Genomic DNA, 15,394 nt, shown 5'->3' with positions numbered 1-15,394 from the left:
CCGCGGTCGTCACGGTTGAAGCCGCCCGACGGACGGTCGTCGCGGCGGAAGCCGCCACGGTCGCCACCGCGGTCGTCACGACGGTCGTCGCGGCGGAAGCCACCGGACGGACGGTCGTTGTCACGGCGCTCGAAGGAACGGCCGCCGCGGTCGTCACGGTTGAAGCCGCCCGACGGACGGTCGTCGCGGCGGAAGCCGCCACGGTCGCCACCGCGGTCGTCACGACGGTCGTCGCGGCGGAAACCACCGGACGGACGGTCGTTGTCACGGCGGAAGCCGCCACGGTCGTTGTCACGACGCTCGAAGGGACGGCCACCGCGGTCGTCACGACGGTCGTCGCGGCGGAAGCCACCACGGTCGCCACGGTCGCCACCGCGGTCACGGCGCTCGTAGTTGCCCCGCTCGTCGCGGAACGCCGGGCGCTGCTCCTCGCGGCGCTCCTGGACCGGCTCGGCCGCGACCACGGCCGCGGCGACCTCGGCCTCGGCGGCCTCCGTCACCTCGGCGACCGCGGCCTCCGGGTCCTCGCCCCGCTCGCGCGCGGAACGGGCGACCAGGCGGTCGGCCTCCTCGCGGAGCTCGACGGCGCGGCGGGTCAGTCGCTCCAGCTGCTTGGTGAGGTCGGCGACCTCACGCTCGGCCTGCTTGGCGGCGTTGTTCGCGGAGTCGGCCTGGACCTCGGTCAGCGAACGCGCACCGGTGATCTCGGCGACCTCCGGGTCGAACGCGCCCGCGCCGCCCACGATGTGACGCGAGGCGTCGACGCCCGCGTCCTCCATCAGACGGAAGATCTGACGGCGCTGGTGCGGCAGGGCGAGGGAGACCACGACGCCCGAGCGGCCGGCACGGGCGGTACGGCCCGAGCGGTGCAGGTAGTCCTTGTGGTCACCGGCCGGGTCCACGTTCAGGACCAGGTCGATGCCGTCGACGTGGATGCCGCGGGCGGCGACGTCGGTGGCGACCAGCGCGTTGACGTAGCCGTCCTTGAAGTCGGCGAGCACGCGGGTACGGGCACCCTGCGTCATGCCGCCGTGCAGCGCGTCGGCCTTCACGCCGGCCTCGACGAGCTGCTCGGCGATGCGGTCGGCACCCAGCTGGGTGCGGACGAAGATGATCGTGCGGCCCTTGCGGGCGGCGATGGCGGCCGTGACCGGCGCCTTGTCCTTCGGCTTCACGACGAGGACGTGGTGGGACATGGTCGAGACGTTGCCCTGGGCGCTGTCGACCTCGTGGCTGACCGGGTCGACCAGGTAGCGCTTGACCAGCGTGGAGATCTCGTTCTCCATCGTGGCCGAGAACAGCATGCGCTGGCCGCCGGCCGGAACCTGGTCGAGCAGCTCGGTGACCTCGGGCAGGAAGCCCAGGTCGGACATCTGGTCGGCCTCGTCGAGGACGGCGACCTGGACGTTCTCCAGAGAGCAGGCGCCACGGTTGATGATGTCGCGCAGACGGCCCGGGGTGGCGACGAGGATGTCGACGCCGCGCTCGAGGGCGTAGATCTGGTTGCCCATGGACGTACCGCCGCAGACGACCTTGATCTTCAGGCCGAGGACGTCGCCGTACGGCTGGAGGGCGTCCGCGACCTGCATCGCGAGCTCACGGGTCGGGGTGAGGATGACCGCGCGGGGCTTCTTCTTGTCGGTGTGGCCGCCGGCCAGCTGCGCCAGGGTCGGCAGACCGAAGGAGAGGGTCTTGCCGGAGCCGGTGCGGCCGCGGCCGAGGATGTCCTTGCCGGCCAGGGCGTCCGGGATGGTCGCGGCCTGGATCGGGAAGGGGGTGGTCACGCCGTTCTGGGCGAGCTTGCGGACGACGCCCTCGGGGAGACCCAGGTCGGCGAAGGTGAGCTCGGGGGTCTCGTCGGCGGGGGTCTCGTCGGCCTCGACGGCCGTCTCGATCATCGTCTCGGCCTCGGCGTCGGCCTGGGCCTCGACGAGCTCGATGACGTCGACGATCTCGTCGTTCTCGGGCAGGACGGACTGATCAGAACTGAAAATGGACATGCGAAATGCGAAACCTTCCGGAGTCTCGGCACGCGCCCGTCAACTCCGTGTTTCGCACTACGACCGCCTCAATGCGGTCAGCCACGGCAAGGGAGAGTACGCGCCAGTCACGGCGCTCTTCGATGGTGGCGCCGGGCAAATGGGATCAAACGATCTACCACCATACGCACTCTCCCCCGCCCATGGCAAACCGGGCTGCGTCACACCGGCCTGGCCTGCGGTGATGCCTCCGGCTCCGACGGCCCTCCCGGCCCCTCCGCCGCCCGCATGGCACCCATGTGGGTGTCCGCTCCGGGGGTCGTCGTGGGCGTCTCCGTCACCGTCGGCTCCGGCGTCGGCTCGGGCGACTGCGTGCTCGGCTCCGGGGTCGGCGTCGGCTGCGGCGGCTCCACCGGCGGCGTGGTCGCCCCGCCCGGCGCGCCCGAGCCGCCGCCCGCGTCGCCCGCACCCGGATCGCCCGCCCCGCCGCCCGGCGGCTGCGCCGGCTTGGACGCCCCGCCCGTGCCGGCCGCGCCCCCGCCGCCCGCCGGCTTGGCCGGGGCGGACGGCGAGCCGCTCGGCACCGGCGTCGCCTCGCCCTCGCCGTCCGGGTCGGGTCCGCTCCTGCCCGTACGGTCGAAGCCGCTCCCGTCGTGCCCGCCGGAGAGCCCGCCGTCCTCGCCGGAACCGCCCGCCGCGCCCCGCTTCCCCGCAGACGAGCTGGGCGCCGGCTTGCCGCCCTCGTCACTCACACTCATACAGCCGCTCAGGCCCGCGCAGGCGGCGACCGCCAACGCGGTGGCGGCCCATCTCACAGGGGTGGGCAAATGGCGCACGGAGGGCACCTCCAGAACATGACAGGCAGGAACGGATCGCGGATCGAACGCGTTGCCCTGCCCAACTCCCTTGGCGCCACAAGGGACACGCCTCAGCCGCGGCCCAGTGCCCGGCCGTGGCCCGGCAGGCTCAGCCTGACCCGGCAGGGCTCAGCCTGGCCCGGCAGGGCTCAGCCTGGCCCGGCAGGGCTCAGCCTGGCCCGGCAGGGCTCAGCCTGACCCGGCAGGGCTCAGCCGTAGCCCAGCGCGTGCAGCCGCTCGTCGTCGATGCCGAAGTGGTGGGCGATCTCGTGGACCACGGTGATCTCCGTCTCCGCGACCACGTCCTCGCGCGACTCGCACATCCGCAGCGTCGGCCCCCGGTAGATCGTGATCCGGTCCGGGAGCACCCCGGCGTACCACTCGCCCCGGTCGGTGAGCGGAGTCCCCTCGTACAGCCCGAGGAGTTCGGGATCGTCGGAGGACGGTTCGTCCTCCACGAACACGGCGACGTTGTCCATCAGCCGGGTCAGCTCGGGCGGAATCCGGTCCAGGGCTTCGGCGACGAGCTCCTCGAACTCCTCGCGCGTCATGTCCAGCACGGGCCCATTCTCCCTCCCCGGGAAACCGTTTTGGCGATACCGGTCGGCATCCCATATGCTTCTCACGTCCCCGACGCGCTGCGAAGCGCCCAGGCGGGCCCTTAGCCCTCATCGTCTAGTGGCCCAGGACGCCGCCCTTTCAAGGCGGTAGCACGGGTTCGAATCCCGTTGGGGGCACGCACAACCCTGTGCGAGACTTGTTCTCGCACACCATATGGTCCTGTGGAGCAGTTGGTTAGCTCGCCACCCTGTCAAGGTGGAGGTCGCGGGTTCAAGTCCCGTCAGGATCGCTGAGGCTGGAAACAGTCTCGTGGCTGGGTAGCTCAGTTGGTACGAGCGATCGCCTGAAAAGCGATAGGTCGCCGGTTCGACCCCGGCCCCAGCCACAAAGAGAAGGCCCCGTTCGAAAGAACGGGGCCTTTTTCGTGCGCCGTCGTCATGAGGCGGATCAGCCCCGTCCAGCCGTGGCCCTGCGGCCGTACGGGAAGGAGCAGGGCCCTCCCCGTACGGCCGTACGGCCTACGCCTCCTCCCGGCGCCTCCCCCGCCGGCCGCGCACCGCGAACCCCACCGTCACCGCCGCGACCACGGCCACGAGCAGCGCCCAGTCCGGGACCGAACGGCCCACGGCCGCCACCCGCTCCTCCACGGCGAAGGAGTCGTCCACCGAAAGCAGCCCCGGCAGCGCGGTGGTCCCGTCGAAGACCAGGAACAGCGCGCCGAGGGCGACGAAGAACAGGCCCGAAAGCAGCGAGGTCGAGTGCAGCGCGAATCGGCCCACCCGGATCGGCCGCCCCCGCAGCCAGCGCCGCCGCCCCAGGTCGTAGCGGTCCCAGAGCAGGGCCAGCAGGAACAGCGGTACGGCCATGCCAAGGGCGTACACCGCGAGGAGCAGGCCCCCGTAGACCGGGCTGCCGCTCAGCGCGGCCACCGTCAGGACGCTGCCCAGGATCGGGCCCGCGCAGAAGCCGGCCAGGCCGTACACCAGACCCAGGGCGTACACGGAGAACACGGTCGTGGGGCGGATGCGGCCACTCGCCTCGGCGAGACGGCGGGACGCGAAGCCCAGACCGAGGATCTGCAGCACCCCGAGCGCCACGATCAGCCAGCCGCCGACCGCCACGAGCAGGTCCCGGTGGCCGTAGAAGAGCCGCCCGGCGAACGACCCGGCCGCGCCCAGCGGGACGAGCGTGGTGGCAAGGCCCGCGTAGAAGACGCCGGTACGGGTCACGAGCCGGGCCCGCGTGTCGACGGAGTAGGCGAAGAAGGCCGGGAGCAGCAGCGCGCTGCACGGGCTGAGCAGGGCGAGCAGGCCGCCGAGGAAGGCCGCGAAGTAGCCGATGCCGGAGGTCACCGGCCGGGCGCCTGGGTCTGCGCGGGCGAGGGCCCGGTCGGCTTGGCCGTCGTGGCGGCCGGCCCGGCCGTCTTCGCCGTCTCGGCGGGCCCGGGGTCCTTGGCCGCCTTGGCCGCCTTGGCCTCCTTGGCCGCCGCCTCGATGGCCTCCGTGAAGGCCTCCGTCGGCTGGGCGCCCGCGATGGGCCGGCCGTTGAGGAGGAAGGAGGGGGTGGAGGTGGCGCCGAGCGAGTAGCCCTGCTCCTGGTCCCTGCCCACCGCCCGGCGGGCCGCCGCGCTGTCCGCGTCGCGCGTGAAGCGGGCCGGGTCCGGGACGCCCGCCTCGTTCGCGAGGGCGGCCAGGCGCTCCTTGCCGAAGCCCTTCTCCTTGGCGCCCTCGGCGTACGCGGCCTTGTGGAACTCCCAGAACCGGCCCTGCTGACCGGCCGCCCACGAGGCACGGGCCGCCGCCTCCGACTCCTCGCCGAAGATCGGGAAGTTGCGCCATTCGATGCGCAGGGTGCCGGCGTCGACGTACTTCCTCACCAGCTCGGGCTCGGTGTCCCGGGCGAACTTGCCGCAGTAGCCGCACTTGAAGTCGGCGTACTCGATCAGGACGACGGGCGCGTCGGCCCGGCCGAGGGCCAGCCGGTCGGAGGCGTCGCGGCGGGCGAGCGCGGCGAGCTGGGCGTAGACGCCGGCGGAGGGGTCGGCGGAGGGGTCGCCGGACGGGTCCGCGGCCCCCTCGGCGGCAGGGGACGACGGGGGCTTGGTGGTGGCGTACGAGGCGACGCCGAGCAGCGCGGCGGCGAGGGCCACCCCGGCGACGATCAAGACGGGCTTGGACTTGGCCTTGGCCGCGACTTTGGGCTTGGCCTGGGCCTGGGCCTTGGACGTGGCCGCGGCCTTGGACGTGGCCGCGGGCTTGGACGTGGCCGCGGGCTTGGACTTGGGCATGCGGAAGCGCTCCTGAGCATGGAGAAAGAGGACGGACGGCGAAAACGCACCCGTCGTCTAGACCCTCAGGATCGACAGCTCCACCGTCGACGGCGCGGCGAGCGCAGGCGGCTCCCGCCCCGGCGCCAGGTCCTTCACGTCCTCGTCCACGCCCCAGACCCCGCACGGCGCCCGGTCGGCGGCGAGCGCCGGCAGCAGCTCGCCGAAGCCGTGGGAGCGCGGTGGTACGACGGGGCCCGCGGCCCCGTCGTCGCCGTGGCCCTGGTCGCAGCCCGGCCCTCCCATGGCGACGGCCACCTTCCCCGTGGGGGTGTCCGTCACCGCCCCGCAGACCACGAGTCCGAGCACCAGGCCCGCCAGCGCGGCGAACGCCGCCAGCGCGCGGAGGGTGCGGGACATGCGGAAACCTTTCGGGACGGTGCTGGCCGGTGTGCCCGAAATATTACGCGGGGCCGCCGCCCCGCCCTCGTAAATCGGTTCGCCGCTTCTCGGCCGCAGGTGCGATCCTGGATCCCGTATGTCTACTTCCTTCGCCGCCCTCCAGACCGTCCTGGCCGAGGTCTCGCTGCGGGACTCGCACCGGCTCGGCCGCCGTCTCGAAGGCGCCCGCCGCATCCGCAAGCCCGAGGCCCGCGAGGCCGTCCTGGACGAGATCGCCGCCGAGGCCGGCAAGGCCAAGGAGCGCGTCGACGCGCGCGCCTCCCGCGTGCCCGCCGTCACGTACCCCGAGCAGCTGCCCGTCTCCCAGAAGAAGGACACGATCCTGGAGGCGATACGCGACCACCAGGTCGTGATCGTCGCCGGTGAGACCGGTTCCGGAAAGACGACGCAGATCCCGAAGATCTGTCTGGAGCTGGGCCGCGGCGTCCGGGGCATGATCGGCCACACCCAGCCCCGCCGGATCGCCGCCCGCACGGTCGCCGAGCGGGTCGCGGAGGAGCTGCGCACGCCCCTGGGCGAGGCGGTCGGCTGGAAGGTGCGGTTCACCGACCAGGTGAACCAGGACCAGACCTTCATCAAGTTGATGACGGACGGCATCCTGCTCGCGGAGATCCAGACCGACCGCGAGCTGCGCGCCTACGACACGATCATCATCGACGAGGCCCACGAGCGGTCCCTCAACATCGACTTCCTGCTCGGCTATCTGGCCCAGCTGCTCCCGAAGCGCCCCGACCTGAAGGTCGTGATCACCTCCGCGACCATCGACCCCGAGCGCTTCTCCCGCCACTTCGGGGACGCGCCGATCGTCGAGGTCAGCGGACGCACGTATCCCGTCGAGGTCCGCTACCGCCCCCTCCTGGAGGACGGCCCCGAGGACGCGGCGGAGTCCGACCGCGACCAGATCACCGCGATCTGCGACGCCGTCGACGAGCTCCAGGCCGAGGGGCCGGGCGACATCCTGGTCTTCCTCTCCGGCGAGCGGGAGATCCGCGACACCGCGGACGCGCTGATCAAGAAGAACCTCCGCGGCACCGAGATCCTGCCGCTGTACGCCCGGCTGAGCCATGCCGAGCAGCACCGGGTCTTCCAGGCGCACTCCGGCCGCCGGATCGTCCTGGCGACGAACGTCGCGGAGACCTCCCTGACGGTCCCCGGCATCAAGTACGTGATCGACCCCGGCACGGCCCGCATCTCCCGCTACTCGCACCGCACCAAGGTGCAGCGGCTGCCGATCGAGCCGGTCAGCCAGGCCAGCGCCAACCAGCGCAAGGGCCGCTGCGGCCGTACGTCGGACGGCATCTGCATCCGGCTCTACTCGGAGGACGACTTCGTCACCCGACCGGAGTTCACGGACGCGGAGATCCTCCGGACGAACCTCGCCTCCGTCATCCTCCAGATGACCGCGGCCGGCCTCGGCGACATCGAGAAGTTCCCCTTCATCGACCCGCCGGACCACCGCAACATCCGCGACGGCGTCCAGCTCCTCCAGGAGCTGGGGGCGATCGACCCGACGCAGAAGGACCCGAAGAAGCGGCTCACCCAGCAGGGCCGGCAGCTCTCCCAGCTGCCCGTCGACCCGCGTCTGGCCCGCATGGTCCTGGAGGCGGACAAGAACGGCTGCGTGCGCGAGGTCATGGTCATCGCGGCGGCCCTCTCGATCCAGGACCCGCGCGAGCGGCCGTCCGAGAAGCAGGCGCAGGCCGACCAGCAGCACGCCCGCTTCAAGGACGAGACCAGCGACTTCCTCGCGTACCTCAACCTCTGGCGCTACATCCGCGAGCAGCAGAAGGAGCGCGGGTCCAGCTCCTTCCGCCGGATGTGCAAGCAGGAGTACCTGAACTTCCTGCGCATCCGCGAGTGGCAGGACATCTACGCGCAGCTGCGCACGGTCGCCAAGCAGATGGGCATCCACCTCAACGAGGAGGACGCGCCGGAGCAGTCCGTCCACGTGTCGCTCCTCGCCGGCCTCCTGAGCCACATCGGTCTCAAGGACGTGAAGGACGGCGCGAAGAACGACTACCTGGGTGCCCGCAGCGCCAAGTTCGCGATCTTCCCCGGCTCCGCTCTCTTCAAGAAGCCCCCGCGTTTCGTGATGTCCGCCGAGCTCGTGGAGACCTCCCGCCTGTGGGCGCGGGTCAACGCGCGGATCGAGCCCGAGTGGATCGAGCCGCTGGCCCAGCACCTGGTGAAGAAGACGTACAGCGAGCCGCACTGGGAGAAGGACCAGGCGGCGGTCATGGCCCTCGAGAAGGTGACGCTGTACGGCGTGCCGATCGTCGCCGACCGCAAGGTCAACTACGGCCGGATCGACCCCGAGGTCTCCCGCGAGCTGTTCATCCGCAACGCGCTCGTCGAGGGCGACTGGCGCACCCACCACAAGTTCTTCGCCGACAACCGCAAACTCCTCACCGAGGTCGAGGAGTTGGAGCACCGCGCCCGGCGCCGGGACATCCTCGTCGACGACGAGACGCTCTTCGACTTCTACGACAAGCGGGTCCCCGAGCACGTCGTGTCCGGCGCGCACTTCGACTCCTGGTGGAAGCACAAGCGTCACGAGGAGCCGGAGTTCCTCGACTTCGAGCGCGAGATGCTCATCAACGAGAAGGCCGGCGCGGTCACCAAGGACGACTATCCGGACTCGTGGCGGCAGGGCGCGCTGAAGTTCCGGGTGACCTACCAGTTCGAGCCGGGCGCGGACGCGGACGGCGTGACCGTCCACGTGCCGCTCCAGGTGCTCAACCAGGTCACCGACGAGGGCTTCGACTGGCAGATCCCGGGTCTGCGCGAGGAGGTCGTCACGGAGCTGATCCGGTCCCTCCCCAAGCCGATCCGCCGCAACTACGTGCCGGCGCCGAACTTCGCCGGCCGTTTCCTGGACGCCGTGGTGCCGGTGCAGGAACCGCTGACGACGGCGCTCGCGCGCGAGCTCCAGCGGATGGTCGGCGTGCCGCTGACCCCTGAGGACTTCGACTGGGCGAAGGTCCCCGAGCACCTCAAGATCAGCTTCCGGATCGTCGACGAGCGGCGCCGCAAGCTGGCCGAGGACAAGGACCTGGAGGCGCTGAAGCTGAAGCTGCGCCCCAAGGCCCGTCAGGCGCTCTCCAAGGCCGCCGCGGCGGCCACGGCGGGCCCGGACGGCTCCGGGCCGTCCCTGGAGCGCACAGGGCTCAAGGAGTGGACGATCGGCACGCTCACCCGGGTCTTCGAGACCCGGCGGGCGGGGCAGCCGGTCAAGGCGTACCCGGCGCTGGTCGACGAGGGCGAGACCGTGGCCGTACGCCTCTTCGACACAGAGGCCGAGCAGGCGCAGGCGATGTGGCGGGGCACCCGGAAGCTGATCATGCTGAACATCCCGGTGAACCCGGCGAAGTTCGCCTCGGACCGGCTGACCAACCAGCAGAAGCTGGCCCTGTCGTCGAACCCGCACGGCTCGATCCAGGCCCTGTTCGACGACTGCGCCACCGCCGCGGCCGACCGGCTGATCGCGGACCACGGCGGCCCGGTGTGGGACGAGGAGTCCTTCCGGAAGCTGTACGACAGGGTCCGCGCCGACCTCGTCGAGCTGACCGTGCGGACGGTGGGCCAGGTGCAGCAGATCCTGGCGGCCTGGCAGGCCTGTGAGCGGCGCCTGAAGGCCACGAGCAGCCCCGCACTGCTGCCGAACCTCACGGACGTGCGCGAGCAGCTCTCCTGGCTGATGCCGGCCGGCTTCGTCACCCGTACGGGCCTGAAGCGGCTGCCGGACCTCATGCGCTACCTGGTGGCCGTGGACCGGCGGCTGCAGCAGATGCCGACGGGCGTCCAGCGGGACACCACCCGGATGGAGAAGGTCCACGAGATGCTGGACGAGTACGCCTGGCTGCTCGAACAGCTCCCGAAGGGGCGGCCCGTGACCACGCAGGTCACGGACATCCGCTGGATGATCGAGGAGCTGCGGGTCAGCTACTTCGCGCACGCCCTCGGCACGGCGTACCCGGTGTCGGACAAGCGGATCGTGAAGGCGATCGACGCGGCCGTGCCGTAGCCCCCGGCGCGGGGATGCCGTGCCGAGGCCCCCGCCGTGGGCGAGTTCGACCAGACCGCTGACCTGCTGTACAGTTTTCCTCGCAGCCGCTGCTCAAGGGCTGCGAAGGTCCTGTGGAGCAGTTGGTTAGCTCGCCACCCTGTCAAGGTGGAGGTCGCGGGTTCAAGTCCCGTCAGGATCGCAACGAAGAAGGCCCGCACCGATCGGTGCGGGCCTTCTTGCATTCCCGCTTTCGAGGGACCAAGGTCCCGGCAAGGGGTGACCAACGGGGGGTTGGTGGGCTGTCCCGGGGGTGGAAGGCTGTTCTCCGGCAAGAGTTTGACGGTGTGACGGGTGTCACTGAATCCGTTTTCGAAACCGCTTCACTTACACCCTCCCTACATGGCCCCGATTTAATATGTGCAATTGCACGGGGTCTACGCGGGTGCACGCGGGCACAAAAAGATCGCGCTGGACCCGGCGGAGTCCAGCGCGATCGATGACGGGGAACCTGTTGGGGCAGGTACGCGTCGGCAGAGCTTGGGGTGGGCGGACCGGGTTGGGGGACCCGGAAATGCCCGGTGTTACGGGGTGTTGCAGGTGTCGCGGGCGCCTCAGGCCTCGCTGCGCTGCTGCGGAATTCCCGCCAGCAGAGCGCGGACCTCGGCCTCGCGGTACCGGCGGTGCCCACCCAGGGTGCGGATGGACGTGAGCTTCCCGGCCTTCGCCCAACGGGTCACCGTCTTCGGGTCCACACGGAACATCGTGGCAACCTCGGCAGGGGTCAGCAGCGGCTCGGCATCAGGGGTGCGAGCGGTCATGAGCGGCCTCCTCGGGAGAACCGAACCATCTCGGTTCTTTCCTCTAAATTCTGCACCTTGACCCGCGTTGCCCGAAATGGCAGACGCGAGCCGAGTCGGTTATAGGACGAACGGCTTGTCCTCGGCACTACAACTACACCATCCGTCCAGCCACGTCGGCCAAACCGATGGAATTGCCCTCGCAGGTGTTCATCAGCGGCGGAAGTCGATGGACCATGCCATAACGGACAGTCACGCCGCTGTGACGATCAGTCACAGAGCGATCAGGAGTCCTCAGACCCCCCATAGAGTGCAATGCTGAGCGTTCCGCCCTTACTTGGACGGAAGGAACCCTCCCCGGACTCCTTGTCCTATTTTGGCACGAGGGTGGGCGATGGACGCAAGGGTGCGGTAAGTGCGATCCGTCACGCTTGAGCCAAAGGCCCGGATCGGGACCTACGTCCTACCCCACACGCACCAACGTCCCCACAAGACCACACCAAAGACCCGAACAGACGTCCAGCGATGAAGATCATTTACATCAGGTGGACCTGTCCTGTCGATGGTCAGCTGGCGAACTGCAGGTTGCGGACCGCCCGCCATCGGGCGGCGAACCGCCCATACGCCGCACTCGCGCCCTCTCCGTCACCCGCCCGCAGCGCCGCGATGCCCTCCGCCACGTCCGCCGCCGACCGGTCCGCCGCCAGCGCCTCCGCACCGACCGCGTGCACCAGACCGCCGTAGTCCAGCTCCACGAGCGCCCGTGGATGGAACTCCTCCAGCCAGCGGCCCACCTCGACCAGACCCTCCGTCATCGGGCCCTCGTCGATCGAATCGCGCAGCGCCTTCAGCGCCCGCGCGAGCCGCCTCCGCGCCTGCACCATCGGCGTCCGGTACCGCAGCACCGGCGCCGCGCCCCGTGCCGCGTCACCCGGCTCGTACTCCCGCTCCTCGTCCGAGAACAGCGCGAACCAGCGCAGCGGCACCTCCCAGACCGCGCTGCGGATCCACGGCCGCGCGTCCGGATGGCGCTCCAGCCACCGCTCGTGGTCCGCCGCCACCTGCTCCCGCACCACCGGCGGCAGCATCGCGTCCAGGACCGGCGCCGGCAGCGTCCCGCCCACCAGCTCCTCCAGGGCCAGCCAGCCGCGCAGCCGGGTCCGCCACGGGCAGACCAGGACCACCCCGTCCACCGCCACCACGAACGCGTCCCCGCTCTCGTGCACACGCACCGGGACCGGCGGCACCGGCACCAAGTCGGCCAGCGACCGCCGCAGTTCCTCCTGCACCCCCGGGATGTCCGGCCGGCTCGCGTAGCGCGCCCAGTGCCCCCGCTCCGGCTCCGGAAACGCGGCCAGTGGCTCGTACACCCGCAGATACGAGGCGTACGGGACGAGCACCTTGGAAGGGACCGACATGTCGCAAATCCTTCCACGCGCGTACTCCTGCGGGGGGTGATCCTCAGCACTGCGCCCCTGCTACGGCCAGGTAGGACTTACCCTGCTCCCGACCTGGTCCCACCCCCACCCGCAGGGGGGACCTTCCGCCGCTTCAAATGGGAGTCACCACCGTGACCGATGTGACCGGCGTTCCTGATGTACTGCACACCCTGTTCCACTCGGAGCAGGGCGGCCACGAACAAGTCGTGCTGTGCCAGGACCGCGCCACCGGCCTCAAGGCCGTCATCGCCCTCCACAACACCGCCCTGGGCCCCGCCCTCGGCGGCACCCGCTTCTACCCGTACGCCACCGAGGCGGAGGCCGTCGCGGACGCGCTGAACCTGTCGCGCGGCATGTCGTACAAGAACGCCATGGCCGGCCTCGAGCACGGCGGCGGCAAGGCCGTGATCATCGGTGACCCCGAGAAGATCAAGACGGAGGAACTCCTCCTCGCCTACGGCCGCTTCGTGGCCTCCCTCGGCGGCCGCTACGTGACCGCCTGCGACGTCGGCACCTACGTCGCCGACATGGACGTCGTGGCCCGCGCCAACCAGTGGACCACCGGCCGCTCCCCCGAGAACGGCGGCGCCGGCGACTCCTCCGTCCTGACCGCCTACGGCGTCTTCCAGGGCATGCGCGCCTCCGCGCAGACCCTGTGGGGCGACCCGACGCTGCGCGGCCGCAAGGTCGGCGTCGCGGGCGTCGGCAAGGTCGGCCACTACCTGGTCGAGCACCTGATCTCCGACGGCGCCGAGGTCGTGATCACCGACGTCCGCGAGGAGTCGGTGCGGCGCATCACCGAGAAGTTCCCGCAGGTCTCCGTGGCCGCCGACACCGAGGCGCTGATCCGCACCGAGGGCCTGGACATCTACGCCCCCTGCGCGCTGGGCGGCGCCCTCAACGACGACAGCGTGCCGGTACTCACCGCGAAGATCGTCTGCGGTGCGGCCAACAACCAGCTCGCGCACCCGGGCGTCGAGAAGGACCTGGAGGACCGCGGCATCCTCTACGCGCCCGACTACGTGGTCAACGCCGGTGGCGTCATCCAGGTCGCCGACGAGCTGCACGGCTTCGACTTCGACCGGTGCAAGGCCAAGGCAACGAAGATCTTCGACACCACCCTGGAGATCTTCGCACGTGCGAAGGACGACGGCATTCCGCCGGCCGCGGCGGCCGACCGGATCGCCGAGCAGCGGATGGCCGAGGCGCGCCGCGGCTGAGTCCTGACGGGGCGGCCCGCCGGCGGAGCACGATTCGGGAGACTTCCCTCACGCCGATCGGCGGGTCGCCCCTCAAGAAGGGGTTAAAATCGCGATTGACCAGCGAGGACGGGGCACCTCGAAGGTTCTGTACCGGGGTATGTGATGCGCGCGGCGTACCGTAGACCCGAGGAAACAGGTACCGTTGAAGCCCTACGGACCGGTCTCTCATTCGAGAGTCCGTTCCGGATCATGAACGCGTGTCAAGACTCTGGGGCCGTCGAGCCCCGTCACCGAGGGGGTCGAGCCATGGGGCGCGGCCGGGCAAAGGCCAAGCAGACGAAGGTCGCCCGCCAGCTGAAGTACAGCAGCGGCGGGACTGACCTGACGCGTCTGGCCAATGAGCTGGGCGCATCGACTTCGAGCCAGCCGCCGAATGGCGAGCCGTTCGAGGACGACGACGAGGAAGACGACCCGTACGCGCAGTACGCGGATCTCTACAACGCGGACGACGAGGACGAGGACGACGAGTCCGGTCCGGCGTCCACTCAGCGTCGCGCTTGACCTTCTGAACACCGCAACCCGGTCCGGGGTACCCGGACCGGGTTGCTGCGCTGTCTGCGCTCTCTGCGGGCAATCGGCCGGTCGACGCCCGGCGACGCCCTTCAGCAGCCGGCTAACGGCTGAGGGGCACCCTCACCGGGGTGCCCCTCAGCCGTTTTCGTCCGCCTACTACTTCGCGTAGTCGCCGACCAGCTCCGCGCCGGTCGTCTTCTCGCCGCGCTCGGTGATCTCGCCGGCCACCCAGGCCTCGACGCCGCGGTCGGCGAGCGTCGTCAGCGCCGCGTCCACCGACTCGGCGGGGACCACGGCCATCATGCCGACGCCCATGTTCAGGGTCTTCTCCAGCTCCAGGCGCTCCACCTGTCCGGCCTTGCCGACCAGGTCGAAGACCGCCCCCGGGGCCCAGGTCGACCGGTCCACGACCGCGTGCAGGCCGTCCGGGATGACGCGGGCCAGGTTGGCCGCGAGGCCGCCGCCCGTGATGTGGCTGAAGGCGTGGACCTCGGTCGTCCGGGTGAGCGCCAGGCAGTCGAGCGAGTAGATCCGGGTGGGCTCCAGGAGCTCCTCGCCCAGGGTCCGGCCGAACTCCTCGACCTGCTGGTCGAGGCGCATGCCGGCCCGGTCGAAGACCACGTGGCGGACGAGCGAGTACCCGTTGGAGTGAAGACCGGAGGACTCCAGGGCGATGACCGCGTCACCCGTACGGATGCGATCCGCGCCGAGCAGCCGGTCGTGCTCCACTACACCGGTGCCCGCGCCGGCGACGTCGAAGTCGTCCGGGCCGAGCAGGCCCGGGTGCTCCGCGGTCTCGCCGCCGACCAGGGCGCAGCCGGCCAGGACGCAGCCCTCGGCGATGCCCTTGACGATGGCGGCGACCCGCTCGGGGTGGACCTTGCCGACGCAGATGTAGTCGGTCATGAAGAGCGGCTCGGCGCCGCAGACGACGATGTCGTCCATGACCATGGCGACCAGGTCGTGGCCGATCGTGTCGTACACGCCCATCTGGCGGGCGATGTCGACCTTCGTCCCGACGCCGTCGGTGGCCGAGGCGAGCAGCGGACGCTCGTAGCGCTTGAGGGCGGAGGCGTCGAAGAGGCCGGCGAAGCCGCCGAGGCCGCCGAGGACCTCGGGGCGCTGCGTCTTCTTCACCCACTCCTTCATGAGCTCGACGGCGCGGTCGCCCGCTTCGATGTCGACGCCCGCGGACGCGTAGCTGGCACCGGTGGTCTCAGGCATGGCTGGGAACTTTCGTGTCGTCGTACTG

General features: G+C 70.6%; 12 protein-coding genes and 4 tRNA genes. 7 read left to right on the top strand and 9 right to left on the bottom strand.

The genetic code is table 11. From position 1 onward, the window contains the following. The 3 genes from ACIGEZ_RS31730 to ACIGEZ_RS31720 all read right to left on the bottom strand — a co-directional run. A partial coding sequence (locus ACIGEZ_RS31730; protein WP_399838055.1) for a DEAD/DEAH box helicase occupies positions 1-2,000 on the bottom strand: 2,000 nt, incomplete at its 3' end. A gap of 200 nt (positions 2,001-2,200) precedes the next feature. After that, positions 2,201-2,737, bottom strand: coding sequence for a hypothetical protein (locus ACIGEZ_RS31725; protein WP_399838052.1), 537 nt, complete (start codon positions 2,735-2,737; stop codon positions 2,201-2,203). A gap of 308 nt (positions 2,738-3,045) precedes the next feature. After that, the gene (locus tag ACIGEZ_RS31720; protein WP_399838049.1) at positions 3,046-3,396 is read right to left on the bottom strand and encodes a metallopeptidase family protein; all 351 of its coding nucleotides are present in this window, start codon (positions 3,394-3,396) and stop codon (positions 3,046-3,048) included. A gap of 104 nt (positions 3,397-3,500) precedes the next feature. On the opposite strand from ACIGEZ_RS31720, the gene ACIGEZ_RS31715 reads away from it, so the two are divergent. The 3 genes from ACIGEZ_RS31715 (at position 3,501) to ACIGEZ_RS31705 (ending at position 3,782) form a co-directional block, all read left to right on the top strand. Beyond that, a tRNA-Glu gene (locus tag ACIGEZ_RS31715) sits at positions 3,501-3,573 on the top strand. A 39-nt stretch (positions 3,574-3,612) separates the two neighbouring features. Then, positions 3,613-3,686 (top strand) — tRNA-Asp (locus tag ACIGEZ_RS31710). 22 nt (positions 3,687-3,708) lie between these two features. Continuing rightward, a tRNA-Phe gene (locus tag ACIGEZ_RS31705) sits at positions 3,709-3,782 on the top strand. 133 nt (positions 3,783-3,915) lie between these two features. On the opposite strand, the gene ACIGEZ_RS31700 is transcribed toward ACIGEZ_RS31705, so the two are convergent. The 3 genes from ACIGEZ_RS31700 to ACIGEZ_RS31690 are packed head-to-tail and all read right to left on the bottom strand — an operon-like array spanning position 3,916 to position 6,083. Continuing rightward, the gene (locus tag ACIGEZ_RS31700; protein WP_399838048.1) at positions 3,916-4,749 is read right to left on the bottom strand and encodes a cytochrome c biogenesis CcdA family protein; all 834 of its coding nucleotides are present in this window, start codon (positions 4,747-4,749) and stop codon (positions 3,916-3,918) included. Beyond that, entirely contained in the window at positions 4,746-5,684 is a 939-nt protein-coding gene (locus ACIGEZ_RS31695; RefSeq protein ID WP_399838045.1) for a DsbA family protein, read from the bottom strand. The genes ACIGEZ_RS31700 and ACIGEZ_RS31695 overlap by 4 nt, the downstream gene beginning before the upstream one ends. A 57-nt stretch (positions 5,685-5,741) precedes the next feature. Next, positions 5,742-6,083 (bottom strand): hypothetical protein, encoded by a 342-nt coding sequence (locus ACIGEZ_RS31690; protein ID WP_399838043.1) that lies wholly within the window; start codon positions 6,081-6,083, stop codon positions 5,742-5,744. Positions 6,084-6,201: 118 nt separating this feature from the next. On the opposite strand from ACIGEZ_RS31690, the gene hrpA reads away from it, so the two are divergent. Together hrpA and ACIGEZ_RS31680 are read left to right on the top strand one after the other, a co-directional pair. Next, entirely contained in the window at positions 6,202-10,149 is a 3,948-nt protein-coding gene (gene hrpA / locus ACIGEZ_RS31685; protein WP_399838041.1) for an ATP-dependent RNA helicase HrpA, read from the top strand. 107 nt (positions 10,150-10,256) lie between these two features. Then, a tRNA-Asp gene (locus tag ACIGEZ_RS31680) sits at positions 10,257-10,330 on the top strand. Positions 10,331-10,742: 412 nt separating this feature from the next. Here ACIGEZ_RS31680 and bldC read toward each other — a convergent pair. Beyond that, complete coding sequence (bldC, locus tag ACIGEZ_RS31675) at positions 10,743-10,949, bottom strand: developmental transcriptional regulator BldC (RefSeq protein WP_003949541.1); 207 nt, start codon at positions 10,947-10,949, stop codon at positions 10,743-10,745. Positions 10,950-11,494: 545 nt separating this feature from the next. Then, a complete protein-coding gene (locus tag ACIGEZ_RS31670; RefSeq protein WP_399838038.1) occupies positions 11,495-12,346 on the bottom strand; it encodes a hypothetical protein in 852 nt (283 codons plus the stop codon). Between the two features lie 152 nt (positions 12,347-12,498). Between ACIGEZ_RS31670 and ACIGEZ_RS31665 the strand changes: the two genes are divergently transcribed. Continuing rightward, on the top strand, positions 12,499-13,587 hold the full coding sequence (locus ACIGEZ_RS31665; protein WP_399838035.1) for a Leu/Phe/Val dehydrogenase: 1,089 nt from the start codon (positions 12,499-12,501) through the stop codon (positions 13,585-13,587). 288 nt (positions 13,588-13,875) lie between these two features. Further along, a complete protein-coding gene (locus ACIGEZ_RS31660) occupies positions 13,876-14,130 on the top strand; it encodes a DUF3073 domain-containing protein (protein ID WP_399838033.1) in 255 nt (84 codons plus the stop codon). Positions 14,131-14,298: 168 nt separating this feature from the next. On the opposite strand, the gene purM is transcribed toward ACIGEZ_RS31660, so the two are convergent. Next, entirely contained in the window at positions 14,299-15,366 is a 1,068-nt protein-coding gene (gene purM / locus ACIGEZ_RS31655) for a phosphoribosylformylglycinamidine cyclo-ligase (protein WP_399838029.1), read from the bottom strand. Positions 15,367-15,394: the final 28 nt, after the last annotated feature.

Origin of the sequence: Streptomyces sp. NPDC085481 (assembly GCF_044541845.1) — a bacterium.
GTDB lineage: Bacteria > Actinomycetota > Actinomycetes > Streptomycetales > Streptomycetaceae > Streptomyces.
Note: the sequence above shows the minus strand (reverse complement) of the source record. Positions and strands in the feature narration are given on the sequence as shown.

Bases quoted from the DNA above. Each gene is read 5' to 3' on its own strand.
- ACIGEZ_RS31660 (WP_399838033.1), top strand. From the start codon at position 13,876: ATGGGGCGCGGCCGGGCAAAGGCCAAGCAGACGAAGGTCGCCCGCCAG.
- bldC (WP_003949541.1), bottom strand. From the start codon at position 10,949: ATGACCGCTCGCACCCCTGATGCCGAGCCGCTGCTGACCCCTGCCGAG.
- purM (WP_399838029.1), bottom strand. From the start codon at position 15,366: ATGCCTGAGACCACCGGTGCCAGCTACGCGTCCGCGGGCGTCGACATC.
- ACIGEZ_RS31725 (WP_399838052.1), bottom strand. From the start codon at position 2,737: ATGAGTGTGAGTGACGAGGGCGGCAAGCCGGCGCCCAGCTCGTCTGCG.
- ACIGEZ_RS31690 (WP_399838043.1), bottom strand. From the start codon at position 6,083: ATGTCCCGCACCCTCCGCGCGCTGGCGGCGTTCGCCGCGCTGGCGGGC.
- ACIGEZ_RS31695 (WP_399838045.1), bottom strand. From the start codon at position 5,684: ATGCCCAAGTCCAAGCCCGCGGCCACGTCCAAGCCCGCGGCCACGTCC.
- ACIGEZ_RS31670 (WP_399838038.1), bottom strand. From the start codon at position 12,346: ATGTCGGTCCCTTCCAAGGTGCTCGTCCCGTACGCCTCGTATCTGCGG.
- hrpA (WP_399838041.1), top strand. From the start codon at position 6,202: ATGTCTACTTCCTTCGCCGCCCTCCAGACCGTCCTGGCCGAGGTCTCG.